The sequence below is a fragment of the Jannaschia pagri genome, assembly GCF_019655435.1.
Lineage (GTDB): Bacteria > Pseudomonadota > Alphaproteobacteria > Rhodobacterales > Rhodobacteraceae > Jannaschia > Jannaschia pagri.
In genome coordinates this window covers 1-16,753 of record NZ_BPFH01000003.1, presented here as the reverse complement: position 1 = coordinate 16,753, position 16,753 = coordinate 1, and the positions used below count along the sequence as shown (strand labels likewise).

Below are 16,753 nucleotides of genomic sequence, written 5' to 3'. Positions count from 1 at the left end.
CCAGATGGAACTGCTTGGATATCAGCCCGACGTTTGGCTTCCCTTCGTTTTCGCGGGCCTGATGGGCGTGTCGATCCTGCTCTATGTCATCCTGGACGGCTATGACCTGGGGGTGGGTATTCTCACCCCCTTTGCCGGGGATGACGCAGAAAAGGACATGATGGTCGCCTCCATCGGCCCCTTCTGGGACGCAAATGAGACGTGGCTGGTGCTGGCCGTTGGTCTTCTGCTGGTGGCCTTTCCCGCCGCCCACGGAATGATCCTGTCGACGCTTTACCTGCCGGTTTTCATACTGCTGGTCGGTCTGATCCTACGCGGCGTGTCGTTTGAATTTCGCGTAAAGGCCCGGGCGAAGTACAAGGATCTTTGGAATAAGCTCTTTTTCACCGGATCGCTGATGGCCACGCTGGCACAGGGTTTCATGTTGGGCCTCTACATCATGGGGTTGGAGTTCGCCTGGCATACGGTCCTGTTCTCGATCCTCTGTGCCATCGCCCTCACCATCGGCTACGCGTTTATCGGAGCAACCTGGCTCATCCTGAAGTCTGAGACCGCGCTCCAAAAACGCGCGGTGACTTGGGCCAAGACCTGCATCTGGGGGCTTGTGCTGGGCATTGCGACGATCTCGCTCGCCTCGCCATTGGTCAGCCCCCGGATCTTTGAGAAGTGGTTCACGTTCCCGAGCCTGCTGTACCTGTCGCCGCTGCCGATCCTGTCGCTGCTCCTTCTATGGTTCCTGTGGCGGAGCTTGTCGCGGATGCCAAAGGAGGATGATCGCGGTGCGTGGAAGCCTTTCGTCTCCGCCCTTGGCCTCTTTGCGCTCGCGTTCCTCGGCCTTGCCTATAGCTTCTTCCCCTACGTGGTGCCCGAACGGTTGACGATCTTCGAGGCCGCCAGTGCGTCCGAGAGTCTATTTATTATTCTCATTGGCGCGTGTTTCGTGGTGCCCACGATCTTGGCCTACACCGCGCTCGCCTACTGGGTGTTCCGCGGCAAAACGAGAGAATTGCGCTACGATTGAGCGGGGGCGCAGGCAATGCCTGCGCAGGCCTCCGGTTGACCGGAGGCTGCCCGGTTAGAACGCCAGTTCGACACTGGGTAGGTTGAGCGACTTGAGGAGGTCGCGGACCTCTTGCCGTGCAGCGACGTTCGACAGATTCAAGTTCGCGACACCGATGTCTTTCAGGTCCAGAAGCGTCATCCCCCTGGGAAACAACTCCCGGAAAATGACACGCTCCGTAAACCCAGGTGCCACGCGGAAGCCGATACGCTTCGACAAATCCGTCAGAGCCTGACCCATCTTGCGCTTATTGTGCATCTCCTGCGCGCCTAACCGGTTTCGCAGAACGATCCAATCCACCGGTTTCAGCCCCGCTTTCGCACGCAATTGCCGCGCGTGCCAAACCATCTCGGAATAGACCGATGGGCCGAGAATACGCCCGGAATCTGGGTCGATTTTGGCCAGCAGATCGAAATCGACAAAACTGTCATTGAGCGGCGTCACCAAGGTATCAGCCAAGCTGTGGGCGACCTGGCTCAACCGTGTATGGGATCCAGGGCAGTCTATGACGATGAAATCGCAAGTCTTTTCCAATTCCGCAACCGCGAGGCTGAGGGACTTGTCGAAGGGATTTTCCGTCGGTCCCAACCCCTCACGGTCCACCTTCGGGAGACCTGTGACACTGGGTGTGGGGAGCGCCACGCCATGTTTCGCACCATAGGCACCTCTGTTTTCGAGATATCGCGTAAAGGTCCGCTGCCGCAGATCCAGATCGAGTGCGCCAACCCGCGCGCCCGACCGCGCAAGGGCCGTCGCTGTGTGCATACATGTCGTGGACTTACCCGATCCGCCCTTTTCGTTTCCGAAAACGATGATATGCGCCATGTTGAGACCGACCCCCAGATGTTGCGTTGAACTATAGGTGGGGGCGCAGACGGTGCAAAGGCCCGCTGGGTCTCCGGCGGGTACAGAGGCTGATTTTTAAAGCGTCCGGTTTGATGAACACGTCTCCGTCGTCGTTCCAGACAGAGCCCGTGCCCCATTTTCGCGGTCCGGTAGAGGAAAGCGATGTTGCGTGGCCGGCGGGGACGGCCGACTGGCGGGGGCTACTAGCTGCCCTTCGGTTCCAGGCGGCCTGTGACGTGAGCCCCGCTTCCTTCTCCAGATTTGGGTAGAGTTCGTCCCTAAGAAGGCGATGGACGGATGAAGAGATCGAGGTTCAGCGAGGCGCAAATCATCGAGATGCTGAAGGAGCAGGAGGTGAGCCAATGCCGCCAGTCCAACGGCGGCGTTTGGATCAATGGATGACACTGCGAGGCGGATTGAACGAAGAGCAAGCGAGATCTGCGTCACGCCATTTGATTCAACGTATGCCGGTTCACCGATCTCTGGTGAGCGCTCAGGGAAAAGCCAATCCGCGAAATCAGGCCCGATCGGGGGGCGAACGAAAAACGCCGCCCCAAAGGGAGCGGCGTCTCGGCGGTCTCTGCAGCGAAGGCTTAGAAGCCCAGGCCAGCGTACTTGTTCTTGAACTTGGACACGCGGCCACCGGTGTCCATCAGACGGGTGCCGCCACCGGTCCAGGCCGGGTGCACCGAGGGGTCGATGTCGAGCGCCATCTGCTCGCCTTCGCCACCCCAGGTGGATTTCATTTGAACCACGGTGCCATCGACCAGCTTGACGTCGATGATGTGGTAGTCGGGATGGATATCCTTTTTCATCTCGTCTCTCCTCAGGCCTTCGGGGCGCGGTAGTTGGTCTGTTCGGCGATCCGGGCGGACTTCCCGCGACGGGTGCGCAGGTAGTACAGCTTGGACCGGCGGACGCGGCCACGGCGCACCACGGTGATGTTGTCGATGTTGGTGGAGTGCAGGGGGAAAACCCGCTCGACACCTTCGCCGAAGCTGATCTTGCGAACGGTGAACGATCCGGCAATGCCATCACCGTTCTTACGGCTGATGCAGACGCCTTCGTAGTTCTGGACGCGGGTGCGCGTGCCTTCGGTCACCTTGAAGCCGACGCGAATCGTGTCGCCAGCCTTGAAATCGGGAATGTCTTTGCCGAGCGCGGCGACTTGTTCCGCCTCGATCTGAGCGATCAGGTCCATGGGACCCTCCTATGATTACGCGGGGTTTGCCCCCGGATGATGTCCTGCGCCGGTTTGTCCGGGCGGCTGTTCTTTGGTGCAACGAAGAACACCCCGGGCAGCCGGGGTGGAACGTCTGGCGCGCTGTTAGGGGGGAATCGCGTTACTTGCAAGAGGCAGGCTGGGGCGCTGCCCCAGACCCCGGAGTATTTTCGCCAAGAAGAAACCCAGTCAGCCTTTGCGCTTGGACCAGAGGTCGGGGCGGCGCGTTTGGGTCAGGGCCTCCGCCTGGGCGCGGCGCCATGCAGCGACCTTGCCGTGGTCGCCAGAGGTCAGGACCGATGGGATCGTGCGTCCCTGCCAGTCGGCCGGTTTGGTATATTGGGGATGTTCCAACAGGCCGTCGGAATGGCTTTCGTCCTCGGCGCTGGCGGCATTGCCCAGAACACCCGGCAGCAGGCGGACTGTGGCGTCGAGCATGGCCTGGGCGGCGATTTCGCCCCCGGTCAAAACGAAGTCCCCCAGAGAGACCTCGGTGATATCGTAGTGATCCAGGATGCGCTGATCGACGCCTTCGAACCGCCCACAGAGCAGCGTGACCCCGGGGCCGCGGGCCCAATCCCGTGCCATAGCTTGTGTAAAGGGCGCGCCCCGGGGGGACAGGTAGATCATCGGGCCGGGGACGCGCGCCGCCTCAAGCGCTGGGCCGACGACATCGGGCCTTAGCACGAGGCCGGGGCCGCCGCCCGCAGGTGGGGCATCGACGTTGCGATGCTTCGTCAGGCCGAAATCCCGCAGGTTTGTCGTCTCTAGGGACCAGATGCCGTGCTTGAGCGCAGACCCCGTGAGGGACTCGCTCAGGACGCCTGGGAAGGCTTCGGGGAAGAGCGTGACAACACTCGCGCGCCAGGCATTGGCAGGCGTCGCCTCTTCCATGAGGTCGCGGGGGCGGGTCGAGAGACGTATGGATTTGGTCCCATGGGACCGGGGCAAATCGGACATGGCCCCCGCTTAGCGCGAGGACGGTGTCCGGGAAAGGGTCAGGCGACCGCCGCTCCCAAGAGCGAGACAGCGGCAACGACCAGCGCCAGCACCACGAGGATTTTCGCCCCGGACAGTGCCACGCCAGATAGGCGACCGAGACCCAAGAAGGCAGCGATCGCGGCGACAACAAGGAAGATGATGATCCAGTCCAACATGGGAACCCTCCGGGCATGATTGCTTTGACAGGATAACCTTGCGCGCGCCTGTTTGGTTCCGGATCAGGCGTGCATTAGGTCGGGGCGTCCTCTTCGCCTTCACCAGGAAACAGACCGTGGGGTGGGTCGATCACCAGGCGCTTGGCCGCCAGATCGACTGTGGGAACAATGGCTTGGGTGAAGGGAACGAGGATCGGTTTGCCGCCTTTGGGGCGCACCTCGAGCAAGTCGCCCGCGCCGTGGTCGTGGACGGCATGGACCCGGCCTAGATCCGCGCCGCCGGTGTCCACGGCGGTCAGGCCGATCAGGTCGGAGTGATAAAACTCATCATCGGGCAGCGTCGGCAGGGCGCTGCGGGGGGCCCAGAGGCGACGGCCCTTGAGGGCATCGGCGGCTTCCTTATGGGGGACGCCGGAGAGGCGGACAGCGTAGCCACCCTTGACCGGACGCAGCACCGTGACCTTGTAGGATTGCCCTTGATCGTCGGTGAGCGGCCCGTAATCCCCGATGGCAGAGGGATCCGCACAGAAGCTTTTGACGCGGGCATCACCGCGGACACCGTAGCTGCCCATGATGGCGCCGAGGCAGACGTGGTCTTTCATGCGGGTGTCTCTCGGTAGCTGTCGCGGCACCGGAAGGTGCGGGCGCACAGGGCGCGGGTCAAGCCCAAAGCAGGATAGCAGCCGCGAGCGCGGCACTGACTGCGATCATTCCTGCGCCTACGGGGCGCAGGCGTCGACGTTCTGTTTGGAGGAGCAAGACGGCGCCGATGATGGTCAGCAGGGTCGCGAAGGCCAGGCCCCCGATCAGAAGGTGGAGCATAGGGTCCCCGGCTGTTGGGTGGCGTCCCCGGGAAGCTTCCGGGGACGCCGTTTTTCAGAGATTTCCATGTGGAAATCTTGGAATGCCAAAGGCTTATTCCTCTGCCGGGGTGGCTTCGGACTCGGCGGCCGCAGCGGCTTTGTCGGCCTTTTCCTGGGCGCGTTCCTGGGCTTTCTTGCCCGGCTCGGCCTTTTTCATGTTGGCGCGCTCTTTCTTGGGCAGCACGTCAGCGGCTTCGAGGAAGCGCGAAATCCGGTCGGTGGGTTGGGCGCCCTGGCCGAGCCAGTATTGCACGCGCTCCATGTTCATCTTGACGCGGTCTTCGCTGTCCTTGGGCAGGAGCGGGTTGTAGGTGCCCAGCTTTTCGATGAAGCGGCCATCGCGGGCCATGCGGCTGTCGGCGGCCACAATGGCGTAATGGGGGCGCTTCTTGGAGCCGCCACGGGCGAGGCGAATTTTCATAGCCATGGTGTTTTTCCTTTGGTTTGTCAGTTGGATGGCGGGGCGTGTCCCGCCCTAGGCTTGGTGGGTCCGATGGTGACGGATGACTTCCTCGATGATGAACCCGAGGAATTTCTTGGCGAAGTCGGGATCAAGCCCGGCCTCTTCGGCGAGCCTGTCGAGTCGCGCGATCTGCTTGGCCTCCCGGTCCGGGTCGGACGGCGGAAGGGCGTGTTCTGCCTTGAGTTTGCCCACCGCCTGGGTGTGGGCGAAGCGCTCGGCCAGGGTATAGACCAGCACGGCGTCGAGGCGGTCGATGCTGTCGCGATGCTCCGCCAGAATGGCGGCGGCGCGGGTTGTGGCGTCGGTCATGGCATGCTCCGGGCGGGGCAGAAAACAAAGGGTGATCCGGGGGTGACGACGGGGGGATCCCGGTCGGACCACAGGCGGTTAAGGGGGCGGGCACGATTAGTCAACGGGGACCCCCTCAGGCTTAAGGCTGGGGTCCGCATAATGGTCGATCTCGCGGTCGATGGCCCAGGCAAGCTGTGTATCTAGCAGTGCTTCGGGGCCGGGATGGCGGTACGCCACGTCGTTGCCGTCGATCGTCGGCGCCTGTGGGTCCCGTTTGGCGCCCAACCGTTCGCAGAGCCGGATCGAATCGAGGTGCTTGGGGTCGACATAGGTCACCGCGCCGTCCCACCCTTGGGCGTAGAGATGGCGGCGCACGGCGTGGGTTGCCTCCAGCGCGTAGCCCTGTCCCGCAGCGCCGGGCCAGATGATCCAGGCGAGTTCCCGTTCGGGCCAGCCAGCTGGCTGCCACCCGCCGGCCATCCCCAGGGTGCGGTCGTCGTCTTTGGCGTGGATCATCCACATGCCGAAGCCACGGATGTCCCAATGGCCGATTTCGGCGGCGTAGAGCATCCAAGCTTCGTAAGCGTTCAGAGGACCGCCCATGAACCGCGACCGATAGGAGGCGAAGGTGGCCTTGAAGTCGGGATAATCCTCAGGCTCCGGACCGCGCAGGATCAGGCGCCGGGTTTCAAGGGTTGGAATGTTTGCGCGGCTCATGGGTGACCTCCGGGCAGGGGGCGGGGCCCGCGGGGCATTGAGCCCCGCTGGCCCCGACGAGAGGCGCTGCCTCTCGTGCTCTCCGGAGTATTGCTGGACCCGTGATGGGAGGGTGTTCGGATCATTGGGTGGCCTCCGACGGGGCGGGGTGGCGCATGACGTGGAACGTGCCGAACTGCGGATGGCTGTGGGTGCCGTCGGGATGGCAGCCGAGGCGTAGGGCGAGGGCCATGGAGCGAGTATTGGCGGGATCCACGAAGGACATCAGGGTGGTCCAGCCCAGGGTGTCGTAGGCATAGGCGCGGGCGGCCAGCGCCGCTTCTTGCGCGACGCCACGGCCCTCACCGGCGGCGTACATGGTCCAGGCAAGTTCCGGCTCGGGCCAGTCGTCCGGGTGGTGCAGGCCGACAATGCCGAGCGGCGCATCGGCGTCGCGGTCGGCTACCAGCCAACGGCCATACCCGCGCAGGGCCCATTGGCCTGGAATGGCGGCGAAATGGCCCCAAGAGATGCTTCGGTCGGACGGGCCGCCGACAAAGGCCGCGCGATCGGATGCGCGAAATGCGGCGTGGGCCTCGAAATCCGCCAACGTAGGGGCGCGCAGGGTGAGCCGCGCGGTGGTGAGGGTGGGGATCATGGAGCGCCCCCGACATCGTGCAGCCAGATCGTGCAGAGCGGATCATGGGCAGGCGGCACACCGGTGTCCGTGGCGCCCAAGCGCAGGGCGACGCGTGCAGACGCCCGGTTGTCGCGGTCGATGTGGCTGACGATTCGGGGCCAACGGGTGCCTGCCCAGGCCAATGCCGCTTGGGCCGCTTCGGTCGCATAGCCCCGGCCCATACCTGAAAACAGGGACCAGCCCAGTTCCACATCCGGGCGCCCCTCGGGGAGGTGGAAGCCGCAGGATCCCACACAGCCGGTTCCGTCATCCAACGACCACCAGCCGAAACCGCGCAAATGCCAGTGGCCCACGTCGTTTGTCAGGATTTTCCAGGCGGCGGTTTCGTCCAAGGGGCCGCCGATGATTTCGGAGCGGGGCGAGGCGTAGAACGCCGCATAGGCCGCGTGGTCGCGCGTCTCGGGGGCGCGAAGGGTCAAACGCTCTGTGGTCAGGGTTGGGATCATTGGGCGGTTCCCCAGTGTCGCCAGATGGTGACTTGGTCGTTGAGTATGGTGCCGTCGGGGACGGCCCCGAGACGTTGCGCGACGGCCTCGGACCGCGCGTTGCCCGGTGCGATATAGCTGACAAGGGAGGGCAGGTTCAGGGTCTTTTGGGCATGGGTGCGGGCCGCCATGGCCGCTTCGGTGGCGAGGCCCATGCCTTCGTAAGGGGCGCAGAGGAGCCAGCCGAGCTCATGTTCCTCGTCCCCCGGTTCGGTGCCAATCAGGACGAAGCCCGCCACATCGCCCCCGTAGGTGTCCACCGTCCACAGGCCGTGGCCCCGCAGGATCCAGGTGGCTGTCATTCCACAGAAGTCGGTCCAGGTTTCTTCTGGGGTGGAGGGCCCGCCCTCGAAGGCATTGCGGTCGCTACCGGTGATTCCATGGAGCGCTTCGAAGTCGCTGAGACGGGGCGCCCGGAGCGTTGTGCGCGGGGTGCGTAGCTTTGGCACGAGCGCCTCGAGGGCGGCCGCTTGGGCCACGGCTGCGGGCGTGGTTGGGATGGTGCACGGGCCAATCATGGGCACGTCCTTTGGGCCAGGCGCACCGATCGGGGCATCGAGCCCCGTCCGGCGCGGCGAGAGACGCTGTCTCTCGCGCTCTCTGGAGTATTGAGTGACCCGTGATGGTGAAGGACGGTCATTGGGCTTGCCCCCAGTGACGGTAGACGAGCGCGCCGTCGTGGTTTGGTGTCGCCGCGGGGTCAAAGGACGCGCCCAGGCGCTCGGCCACCGCAATCGAGGCCGTATTTGCGGATGAGATGTAACTGACGGCGGAGGCCCACCGCAGGGTGTCGCGGGCATAGGCGAGCGTCTTGCGTGCGGCCTCGGTGGCGTAGCCCTGGCCCTCGGAGGCGGGGTCCCAGAGGGTCCAGCCGATTTCCGGCTCGGGCCAGCCCTCGGGGCGGTAGGGGCCGACGGTGCCGAGTGGGGTCGGGTCGTCGTGCCGATGATAGACGAAGAGACCGTAGTCGCGCAGCACCCAATGGCCCACGAAGCTGCCGAAGAGGCGCCAAGCGTTTCGCCGATCCAGGGGACCTCCCGCCCAGCGGGAGCGGGGCGAGGCCATGAAATCCCGGATCCCCGGCCAATCGGTCGCGATGGGGGCCCGGAGGGTGAGGCGTTGCGTGCGCAGGATTGGGGTTGGCGCAAGGGCGATCATGGGCGCCCTCCGTGGCGAAAGACGGTGGTATCTGCGGGTGTTTCGCCTGCTGGACGTTGAGCGCTGTCGTCTTGGCGCGCCCCGAGGCGCCGGGCCAAAGCCAGGGAGCGGATGTTTTCGGGATCCACATAGGAGACGAAGGTTGCCAAGCCGCGCGTTTGCAGGCCCCAGGTTTGGGCGGCGCGGGCCGCCTCATGGGCGATGCCTTGGCCCTCGGCCTCTGGGGCGACCATCCAGCCTAACTCAGGTTCCGGGAAGTGGTCGGGGTGGGTGATGCCTGTCTCACCGAGCCAGGCGCCTGTGGCGCGATCGGTGATCATCCAACTTCCGAAGCCCTCCAAAAGCCAAGACGCGCAGGCCCCAGTGAACTGGGCCCAAGCCGCGGCTCGGTCGTAGGGCCCTCCCATGTAGGTCGCGCGCGCGCTGGCGAGGAGCGCTGCGGAGGGCGCGAAGTCCGCTCGTGTCGGGGCGCGTAAGATCAGGCGCTCGGTCGTTAGGGTGGGAATGGTGAGGGGCATCATGGCGTGTCTGCGCCTCGGTCGCACTGGAGGGGCCGTTCGTCGAACTGCCCCCGGCGGACGGAGGCGCCCATGTGCGCGTTGCGGTCGTGTTGTCTGGCAAGGCTGGGTGAGAGGCGCGCGCGGCCAATAGGTGTCAATAATGAGCCATGCCGGGACGACAAGCCTGCGTGATTGTGGGCGGCCACAACCCGGATAGGCGATACGGTAACGACGCAGAGCAGGGCGCCCGTAAGTGTGGCCTGTACAGCCTGAACGCCATGCCGTCTGACCGGGCTAAGTCGGCGGCTTCGCGGTGGGCATAAGGCTTGCGCAGGGGCAGGCATGTGGGCACGGGGCGATGGGCGGGACAGCGTCATTGTGCGACCTGCCGATAAGTGCGCATCGTTTGATCGTAGGATGGTGGCGGGGCGTTTGGGTCTTCCACAAAGCCAAGCCGTTGCGCCATGGCGATGGAGCGTCCGTTCGATGGTGCAATCCGAGCGACCAGTGGTTCCCCAGCCCAGGCGGTCAAGATGGCGCGGCAGGCCTCCGTTGCGAAGCCTTTGCCTTCCCATTGGGTGTGCCAGAGGGTCCAGGTCATTTCAGCGGGGTCGCCGTCATCCACATGCATGATGCCAGCATGTCCAAAGGCGGCTTGCCCATCCGTGATGGCATACCGTCCGTATCCGCGCAGTGCCCATTGACCGGCCATGGCCTGGAAGCGTTCGGCTACGACGTACCGTGGCTTAGGCCCGCCCACGCCGGTTGTGCGCGGACCGGTGTAATAAGCGACGTAGGCATCGAGATCGCGCATCTCGAAGGGGCGAAGCACCAGACGTTCGGTCGTTATCGTGGATGGGAGCGTCACCGGAGGGCCTCTTGCAAGGAGGCGTTGGTGACGCGCGGCGTTGTCACGACATAGCTCTGATGCTTTGAGGTATCGGTCCGTTTGGCTTGGGTGGGCACAAGCTGGCCTGCCGCGTGGCGCCAGGTCTGTTCGTGCAGCGGTTGGGGAGGGGTGTGGCGGCGGGCGATGTCGGTTTCTGTCTCACGCCGAGTGTGATCGTCCTGGAGCAGGACGGTCAGCGTGCTCGCGCTGGGCTGGTGGTGGCCCGAGTGGGGGATCATGTCGGCACCCCACCTGTGGTCATTGGGCACTGATTGGGTGTGGTCGGGGGCCTGCGGGTGAGCGTCTGGAGCGCGCGTCCCGCCAGTCAGTTGGGTAACAGCTTCAAAGACGGTTCGCCCGGGACCGACGTCGCCATGGGCGCTCGGGGTCGGCAAACCTGTGCGACCGTATCTGCGTACTGCATGGGGCTGACGTCCGCTGGCCACGTCCGAGTGTGTGTGCAACGTCCGCTCGTGGAGGTCTTGTCGGCGCAGGCCGATTGGGCGGATGTCTTTGCTCTGGCACGAGTTGCTTTCCGAGACCGCTCTGTCCTGCACCGCCATACTGTTGACGATACTCGTCAGGCGGTTGCTGACGTTGCGCTGGATGAGGTGGCCCGGGAGACCGGCGCGCGCTGACTGGCGAACAGAAGAGGGGGCTTTAGACCCCATGTAGGGCCAAGCCCGCATCGTGCCTGCTTCTGCGCGGCACGTCGGAATGTAAGAGGCGGCCTTTGTCATGTCCGCACCGGGTCCGGGTGCCGCCAGATCTCGACATCGCTGCCCAGGAGGGCGCCCGTACCTTCGACTCGGGCGCCCAGGCGACGGGCCACGGCGCGGGAGGCATGATTGTCGGCGTCAATGGGGCTGATGAGGGGGCCGAGGCCGAGACGCGACCACGCATCAGTGCGGGCTGCGCGGGCGGCTTCGGTCGCGAAGCCCTTGCCTGTGTTCCCGTCGTAGAGATGCCAAGCCAGTTCCGGTTCCGGCCATCCGTCGTGGAACAGGAGGCCCGCCTTGCCAATCCGGTCGCCAGTGGACTTTTCGAGTATTTGCCAAAAACCGTAACCACGCAGCACCCAATGGCCCAGCATTGAAGTGAACGACCGCCAGGCGCCCCAACGGTTCGTAGGCCCGCCCGTGAATTGCATGCGGTCGGAGAGGCCGAAGGCAAGGTGCTCCGGCCAATCCGCCTCGATCGGAACGCGCAACACCAAGCGCTCAGTCTCCAGCGGGGCAATGGCGTCGAGGGTATGGAGACCGCTCGCGATCATCTGCGCACCGTCCGATCCGGGGCGGTGGCCGCGGGGTGACCCGCGGCGGGCCTCCGGTTGACCGGAGGCAGGGTGCGCAGGGCTGCCGTCATTTCTTGCCGCCAAATCCCTTGGGCAGGGTCATGCCGGGCGGCATACCAGGCATTCCGCCGCCCAGGCCCGGCATCCCCTTCATGGAGCCAAGCTGCTTCGACGCGGCTTCCAAAGCGGCGGGGTCCATCTGGGACGGGTCGGGCATGCCACCGCCCTTGCCGGTCATCATGGCCATGGCCTTCTTGAGCATCCCGCCCTTGCCCATCTTCTTCATCATATCCGCCATCTGGCGGTGCATCTTGAGCAGCTGGTTCAACTCGCTGACCTGAAGGCCTGCGCCTGCGGCGATGCGTTTCTTGCGGCTGGCTTGCAGCAGCGCGGGATTGGCGCGTTCCTTCTTGGTCATGGAATCGATCAGCGCGATCTGGCGTTTCAGGATGCTGTCATCCAGGCCCGCCTTGTCCATCTGCTTGGCCATCTTGCCCATGCCGGGCATCATGCCCATGACGCCTTCCATGCCGCCCATCTTCTGCATTTGGGTTAGCTGGCCCTTGAGGTCGTTCATGTTGAAGAGACCCTTCTGGAACCGCTTCATCATGCGTTCCTGGGCCTCGACCTCCATGACCTCCTGAGCCTTTTCGACCAGGGCCACGATGTCGCCCATGCCGAGGATGCGGCCCGCGATACGCTGGGGATCGAATTCCTCGAGCGCATCCATCTTTTCGCCAAGGCCCACGTAGCGAATGGGCTTGCCGGTGACCGCGCGCATGGACAGGGCGGCGCCGCCACGGCCGTCTCCGTCCATCCGGGTGAGGACAACGCCGGTGACGCCGACCTTGGCGTCGAATTCCTCGGCGACCTCGACGGCGACCTGACCGGTCAGGCCATCGACCACCAGCAGTGTTTCGCGCGGCGCGACGGCGGCATGGACCTGGGCGACCTCGTCCATCAGGACCTGGTCGATCTGCAAACGGCCGGCGGTGTCGAGCAGGTAGACGTCATACCCGCCGAGCGCGGCCTGGGTCTTGGCGCGTTTGGCGATGTCCACGGGCGTCTGGCCCTGGACAATGGGCAGGGTGTCGACACCGATCTGGCCGCCCAGAATGGCCAGCTGGTCCATGGCCGCCGGGCGGTAGACGTCGAGCGAGGCCATGAGCACGCGCTTGCCGTCCCGCTCCTTCAGGCGGCGGGCCAGCTTGCCGGTGGTGGTCGTCTTACCGGAGCCCTGCAGGCCGACCATCAGGATGGGCGCGGGCGGGTTGTCGATCTTCAGGGGCGCGATGCCCTCTTCGCCGGCCAGGACCAATTGCAGCTCGTCATGGACGATCTTGATGACCTGTTGGCCAGGGGTGATCGACTTGGTGACCGCGGCGCCGGTGGCCTTGGCGGTAACCTTTTTGACGAAATCGCGCGCCACGGGCAGGGAGACATCAGCCTCCAGCAGGGCCACGCGGACCTCGCGCATGGCGGTCCGCACATCGTCTTCGGACAGGGCGCCCTGCTTGGTGAGGCGGTCAAAGACTCCGCCCAGGCGGTCTGACAGGCTCTCGAACATCCAACGTCCTCCGGGTTTGACCCGCCCCATATGGGCGAGCCCGGTCCAATGCGCAAACGCCCCCGCGGGCGTATAACGCTGGCGGAGGGCGATCCCCGGAAAAGGCCGAGGACCGGAAGGCTGTCGCTTCCGGGTTTTGCCGTCGGGGTACGCCCCTAGGTGACGCGAGTCAAGGTTCCCGCACGGAGGTGAGCGCGCGCCAGCCGTCCTCATCCACTGCGCGCAGTCGTTCTAGCGCGGCCTTCGCATCGGCGCGCAGGTCGTCTTTGTTGCGGGTTTTGGCGGTCTCCACCTTAGTGACCAGTTTGTCGATGTCCGGCAGAGGTGTCTTCGTTGCGTCCGAAAGCGTCTGAAGCGCCTCTAGTATTTTGCCCAGCTGCGTGCCGTAGCTGGCGACCTCCGTATGGATGGTCCGCTCGATCTCGGTCTGGCCTGCAATGTCGGGTGAGAGGACGCGGGGCGTAATCTCCTGGGTGACGTCACCGGAAAAGGGCGCCCGGATCATGGGCGCCCAGATATCGAAGGGGGTAATCATTCTCTGCCTCCTACACTGGGTCGGAGGCAGGCTCGGTACGGCATGGCGGTCTGTCAAAGGCGTTTCGGGCTGCTTCCATGTGACAGCCACTGTTAACGAGACGGTCGCTTAGGAAGTCGGCCACGGCGCGTCTTTTGATTGCAGCTTAAGGCCGACGGCTCATGCCATTGGTCAATCGCTTCGGAACGTTAGGGCGGCGCCGAGGGTGTTTATGGTGATATGTCGGGAGAGCCAGCCGCTGAGGTGACCTCGGTCCAGGCAGTCGATGTGACCGGGCGCGTCTTTCGATATGAGGTGTGCCGCGCAGGCAGCCCCGACATCGCTCTTACGCTATGCCGGGGCTGGCGAGCATCGGTCAGGCTGCGAGGGCCTCGATCTGGCCGGTGGCAGCGGCCAGCTTGGTGTCGCTGTCCGAACCCAGGGCGTCGGCGGCGATGACGGTCACGTCATGGATGCCGATGAAGCCGAGCGCGTGTCGGAGGTAAGGAGTGGCATAGTCGATCTCCGAGTCGACGGGCGTCCCGCCCGAGGCCACGGCAATGACAGCGCGTTTGCCGGTCAACAGGCCCTTTGGTCCGTCGGGCGAGTAGCTAAAGGTGACGCCCGCGCGGGCGATCAGATCGATCCAGGCCTTCAGAGCAGATGGCAGGCCAAAGTTATAGATCGGCAGCCCAATGACGAGCGTATCGGCGGCTTGGACCCGGGCGATCAGGTCGTCCGACTGGGACAGCACGGCTTTCTGGGCGTCGGTGCGGTCGCCGACGGGTGTAAAGTTCGCGCCAACCCAGTCTTCGGTCAGTTGGGGGAGAGGGGTGGCTGCGAGATCCAAGTGATCCACCGTGCCACCCAGGCGGGCGGCGATCTGGCGTGTGAGGTCGCGCGTGACGGAGCCTTCGGTGCGGGCGGAAGCATCAATTTGGAGGATATGGGACATGGGGACGTCTCCTGCGGGGTGTTTGGCTGTGGGCATAAGGTTGTCGGTCTAAGGGTGTCGGGCAATTCCGTCGCGTAAGCGTCGTGCTGTGCATCTGCGCAGGATGCGCCGCCGCGCTTGTCATGTGCGCCTGCGCACGTATAGTCGGCCCAACGCAGGGAGAGACCATGGCCTTCAACGATTGGGACGAAGTCCGCACGGCCTTTCAAGTGGCCCGGTTGGGCACAGTGTCGGGGGCGGCGCAGGCTTTGGGTGTGCACCACGCCACGGTCATCCGACATATTGACAGCCTGGAGGGCAAGCTTGGCTCTAAGCTGTTCCAGAGACATGCTCGCGGCTACACCCCGACGGAGGCCGGACAAGACCTATTGACGGTGGCTCAGTCGACCGATGACCAGTTGGCGCAGCTGGCCAACCGCATCAAAGGGCGCGGCAACGAGGTGACGGGTGAGTTGATCATCACGTCGCTCGCGGTCCTGGCACCCCTGTTGTCGCCCGCGCTGGCGGCCTTTCGGGAGGTGCATCCCGAACTGACCATCAAGCTGTTGACCGATGAGCGGCTGTTTCGCCTGGAATACGGAGAGGCCCATGTGGCGATCCGGGCGGGCAACCCACCGGATCAGCCGGACAATGTTGTTCAGAAGCTCTATAAGCAGTCCTTCGCGCTCTACGCCTCCAAGGACTACATCCGGCGTCATGGGCGGCCCACGAGCCTGGAGGATGTCGGCGACCATGTGTTTATCGGCTCGGCGGATGAGGTTCCGCGCGCCCCGTTCTTCGCTTGGCTCAAAAAGAACATCCCGGCGCGCAACATCGGCTATCAGGTGAATCAGATTACGGCGGCCCGCCCAGCGGTCTTGGCGGGTCTGGGTATCGGGTTCTCGACCACCTGGGCGGAGAACGAGAACGACGAGGTGGAGATGGTCTTCGGCCCGCGTGATGAATGGAATAGCCAGCTTTGGCTGGTGACCCACGTCGATCTGCATCGAACGGCAAAAGTCCAAACCGCCGTGTCCTTCCTCAAGGACTGGGTGTCGCGCTGGCCCGTGGACGGCTGAGCCCCTCCGCCCAGGGGCATTTGGCGATGCTCCTCTTTTCGATCTTGGTGGCGGGGTCCTTTCCGTTGGGCGCCGCGGCCGCCAATGATATCCCGCCGATTGTCTTGAACGCCGTACGGTTCGCCATCGCGGCTTGCGTCATTGGCATGGCTGTCGCGCTTCGTGGCGGCATTCCCAGGGAGGCGCTCTCGGCGCCTTGGCGGTACGGCCTGCTCGGTGGGCTCTTCTCAAGCTACTTCGTCCTGATGTTCGAGGGCCTGAAGACGGCAACGCCGGTGTCGGCGGCGGCTGTGTTTACGCTCACCCCGGTTCTGACGGCTGGATTTGCATGGCTTCTGCTCGGGCAGGTGACAACGGGACGGATCTGGCGTGCGCTGGCGCTCGGGGGCATTGGCTCGCTCTGGGTGATTTTTCGCGGTGACCTGAATCTGCTGTTGGGCTTGGATGTGGGGCGCGGCGAGGTGATCTACTTCGTCGGTTGCACGGCCCATGCCTTATACACGCCGCTCGTGCGGCGGCTAAACCGAGGGGAAAGCGCGCTGGTTTTTACGTTTGGCACGCTGATCGGCGGTACGATTGTCTTGGCGGGTCTTGGGTTGCCCGCAGCGCTCCACGTTTCATGGATGCAGCTTCCCTCACGGGTCTGGATCGCCATTGGGTACACGGCTCTTGCGGCAAGTGCCGCGACATTCGTTCTGTTGCAGTTCGCGGCGCTGCGCCTGCCCGCGTCCAAGGTGATGGCCTATACGTACCTTGTCCCTACCTGGGTGATCGTTTGGGATGTGGCGCTTGGGCGTCCGCCGGTTCTTGGCGCTGCGTTGGTCGGCGTGGTCCTGACAGTCTGCGCGTTGTTGGCGTTGCTGCGGGATTGAGCCCAACATCTGGGGGTTTGGGGCGTCTCTCGAGTCGATCTGAGCATAAGTATCATTTAAATTCAGGTGGTTAAGAGAATTTTTTCGGAAATACGCTTTTTCTGCCAGAATCCGCTTGCGGGTCTGGATTGGTATCCGTAAAAGCCCCCTCACCGGCGGCGCT

Annotated in this window: 25 protein-coding genes; 4 read left to right on the top strand and 21 right to left on the bottom strand. The window is 64.3% G+C overall.

Going from position 1 to position 16,753, the window contains the following annotated elements:
- Window positions 1-4: 4 nt before the first annotated feature.
- Window positions 5-1,021, top strand: a complete 1,017-nt coding sequence (locus K5R33_RS08280) for a cytochrome d ubiquinol oxidase subunit II (RefSeq protein WP_220748567.1) — start codon at window positions 5-7, stop codon at window positions 1,019-1,021.
- 54 nt (window positions 1,022-1,075) lie between these two features.
- Here K5R33_RS08280 and K5R33_RS08275 read toward each other — a convergent pair whose 3' ends face one another.
- The 17 genes from K5R33_RS08275 to K5R33_RS08195 form a co-directional block, all read right to left on the bottom strand.
- A complete protein-coding gene (locus K5R33_RS08275) occupies window positions 1,076-1,885 on the bottom strand; it encodes a division plane positioning ATPase MipZ (protein ID WP_220748566.1) in 810 nt (269 codons plus the stop codon).
- Window positions 1,886-2,499: 614 nt separating this feature from the next.
- Window positions 2,500-2,721: a 50S ribosomal protein L31 gene (gene rpmE / locus K5R33_RS08270; RefSeq protein ID WP_220748565.1), complete on the bottom strand. Its 222-nt coding sequence runs from the start codon at window positions 2,719-2,721 to the stop codon at window positions 2,500-2,502.
- 11 nt (window positions 2,722-2,732) lie between these two features.
- On the bottom strand, window positions 2,733-3,107 hold the full coding sequence (gene rplS, locus K5R33_RS08265; protein ID WP_220748564.1) for a 50S ribosomal protein L19: 375 nt from the start codon (window positions 3,105-3,107) through the stop codon (window positions 2,733-2,735).
- Between the two features lie 210 nt (window positions 3,108-3,317).
- Window positions 3,318-4,088: a tRNA (guanosine(37)-N1)-methyltransferase TrmD gene (trmD, locus tag K5R33_RS08260; RefSeq protein ID WP_220748563.1), complete on the bottom strand. Its 771-nt coding sequence runs from the start codon at window positions 4,086-4,088 to the stop codon at window positions 3,318-3,320.
- A 38-nt stretch (window positions 4,089-4,126) separates the two neighbouring features.
- Window positions 4,127-4,285, bottom strand: a complete 159-nt coding sequence (locus K5R33_RS08255) for a DUF1328 family protein (RefSeq protein ID WP_220748562.1) — start codon at window positions 4,283-4,285, stop codon at window positions 4,127-4,129.
- Window positions 4,286-4,359: 74 nt separating this feature from the next.
- Entirely contained in the window at window positions 4,360-4,887 is a 528-nt protein-coding gene (gene rimM / locus K5R33_RS08250; protein WP_220748561.1) for a ribosome maturation factor RimM, read from the bottom strand.
- Between the two features lie 58 nt (window positions 4,888-4,945).
- Window positions 4,946-5,107, bottom strand: coding sequence for a hypothetical protein (locus K5R33_RS08245; protein WP_220748560.1), 162 nt, complete (start codon window positions 5,105-5,107; stop codon window positions 4,946-4,948).
- Window positions 5,108-5,200: 93 nt separating this feature from the next.
- Window positions 5,201-5,575: a 30S ribosomal protein S16 gene (gene rpsP, locus K5R33_RS08240; protein WP_220748559.1), complete on the bottom strand. Its 375-nt coding sequence runs from the start codon at window positions 5,573-5,575 to the stop codon at window positions 5,201-5,203.
- 48 nt (window positions 5,576-5,623) lie between these two features.
- Complete coding sequence (locus tag K5R33_RS08235; RefSeq protein ID WP_220748558.1) at window positions 5,624-5,920, bottom strand: chorismate mutase; 297 nt, start codon at window positions 5,918-5,920, stop codon at window positions 5,624-5,626.
- 96 nt (window positions 5,921-6,016) lie between these two features.
- Complete coding sequence (locus tag K5R33_RS08230) at window positions 6,017-6,619, bottom strand: GNAT family N-acetyltransferase (RefSeq protein WP_220748557.1); 603 nt, start codon at window positions 6,617-6,619, stop codon at window positions 6,017-6,019.
- Between the two features lie 121 nt (window positions 6,620-6,740).
- Window positions 6,741-7,256 carry a GNAT family N-acetyltransferase gene (locus tag K5R33_RS08225; protein ID WP_220748556.1) on the bottom strand — a complete coding sequence of 172 codons (516 nt, stop codon included), beginning with the start codon at window positions 7,254-7,256 and terminating at the stop codon, window positions 6,741-6,743.
- Window positions 7,253-7,744: a GNAT family N-acetyltransferase gene (locus tag K5R33_RS08220; RefSeq protein ID WP_220748555.1), complete on the bottom strand. Its 492-nt coding sequence runs from the start codon at window positions 7,742-7,744 to the stop codon at window positions 7,253-7,255. Before K5R33_RS08220 ends, K5R33_RS08225 begins: the two co-directional genes overlap by 4 nt.
- Entirely contained in the window at window positions 7,741-8,301 is a 561-nt protein-coding gene (locus K5R33_RS08215) for a GNAT family N-acetyltransferase (protein WP_220748554.1), read from the bottom strand. The genes K5R33_RS08220 and K5R33_RS08215 overlap by 4 nt, the downstream gene beginning before the upstream one ends.
- Window positions 8,302-8,419: 118 nt before the next feature.
- Window positions 8,420-8,941 carry a GNAT family N-acetyltransferase gene (locus tag K5R33_RS08210; RefSeq protein WP_220748553.1) on the bottom strand — a complete coding sequence of 174 codons (522 nt, stop codon included), beginning with the start codon at window positions 8,939-8,941 and terminating at the stop codon, window positions 8,420-8,422.
- Entirely contained in the window at window positions 8,938-9,462 is a 525-nt protein-coding gene (locus K5R33_RS08205) for a GNAT family N-acetyltransferase (protein ID WP_255588433.1), read from the bottom strand. The genes K5R33_RS08210 and K5R33_RS08205 overlap by 4 nt, the downstream gene beginning before the upstream one ends.
- Before the next feature lie 352 nt (window positions 9,463-9,814).
- Window positions 9,815-10,309 (bottom strand): GNAT family N-acetyltransferase, encoded by a 495-nt coding sequence (locus K5R33_RS08200; protein WP_220748552.1) that lies wholly within the window; start codon window positions 10,307-10,309, stop codon window positions 9,815-9,817.
- A complete protein-coding gene (locus K5R33_RS08195; RefSeq protein WP_220748551.1) occupies window positions 10,306-10,569 on the bottom strand; it encodes a hypothetical protein in 264 nt (87 codons plus the stop codon). The genes K5R33_RS08200 and K5R33_RS08195 overlap by 4 nt, the downstream gene beginning before the upstream one ends.
- A 219-nt stretch (window positions 10,570-10,788) precedes the next feature.
- On the opposite strand from K5R33_RS08195, the gene K5R33_RS08190 reads away from it, so the two are divergent.
- Complete coding sequence (locus tag K5R33_RS08190; RefSeq protein WP_220748550.1) at window positions 10,789-10,968, top strand: hypothetical protein; 180 nt, start codon at window positions 10,789-10,791, stop codon at window positions 10,966-10,968.
- 98 nt (window positions 10,969-11,066) lie between these two features.
- Here the strand turns inward: K5R33_RS08190 and K5R33_RS08185 are convergent, their stop codons facing one another.
- From K5R33_RS08185 to K5R33_RS08170, 4 genes are all read right to left on the bottom strand, one after another.
- The gene (locus K5R33_RS08185; RefSeq protein WP_220748549.1) at window positions 11,067-11,603 is read right to left on the bottom strand and encodes a GNAT family N-acetyltransferase; all 537 of its coding nucleotides are present in this window, start codon (window positions 11,601-11,603) and stop codon (window positions 11,067-11,069) included.
- Between the two features lie 88 nt (window positions 11,604-11,691).
- Window positions 11,692-13,191, bottom strand: coding sequence for a signal recognition particle protein (ffh, locus tag K5R33_RS08180; RefSeq protein WP_220748548.1), 1,500 nt, complete (start codon window positions 13,189-13,191; stop codon window positions 11,692-11,694).
- A 169-nt stretch (window positions 13,192-13,360) separates the two neighbouring features.
- Window positions 13,361-13,726, bottom strand: a complete 366-nt coding sequence (locus K5R33_RS08175; RefSeq protein ID WP_220748547.1) for a hypothetical protein — start codon at window positions 13,724-13,726, stop codon at window positions 13,361-13,363.
- A gap of 355 nt (window positions 13,727-14,081) precedes the next feature.
- Window positions 14,082-14,660 carry an FMN-dependent NADH-azoreductase gene (locus K5R33_RS08170; RefSeq protein WP_220748546.1) on the bottom strand — a complete coding sequence of 193 codons (579 nt, stop codon included), beginning with the start codon at window positions 14,658-14,660 and terminating at the stop codon, window positions 14,082-14,084.
- A gap of 167 nt (window positions 14,661-14,827) precedes the next feature.
- Here K5R33_RS08170 and K5R33_RS08165 point away from each other — a divergent pair, with 167 nt between their 5' ends.
- Window positions 14,828-15,718, top strand: a complete 891-nt coding sequence (locus K5R33_RS08165; protein WP_220748545.1) for a LysR family transcriptional regulator — start codon at window positions 14,828-14,830, stop codon at window positions 15,716-15,718.
- A gap of 26 nt (window positions 15,719-15,744) precedes the next feature.
- Entirely contained in the window at window positions 15,745-16,590 is an 846-nt protein-coding gene (locus K5R33_RS08160) for a DMT family transporter (protein WP_220748544.1), read from the top strand.
- Window positions 16,591-16,753 lie beyond the last annotated feature (163 nt).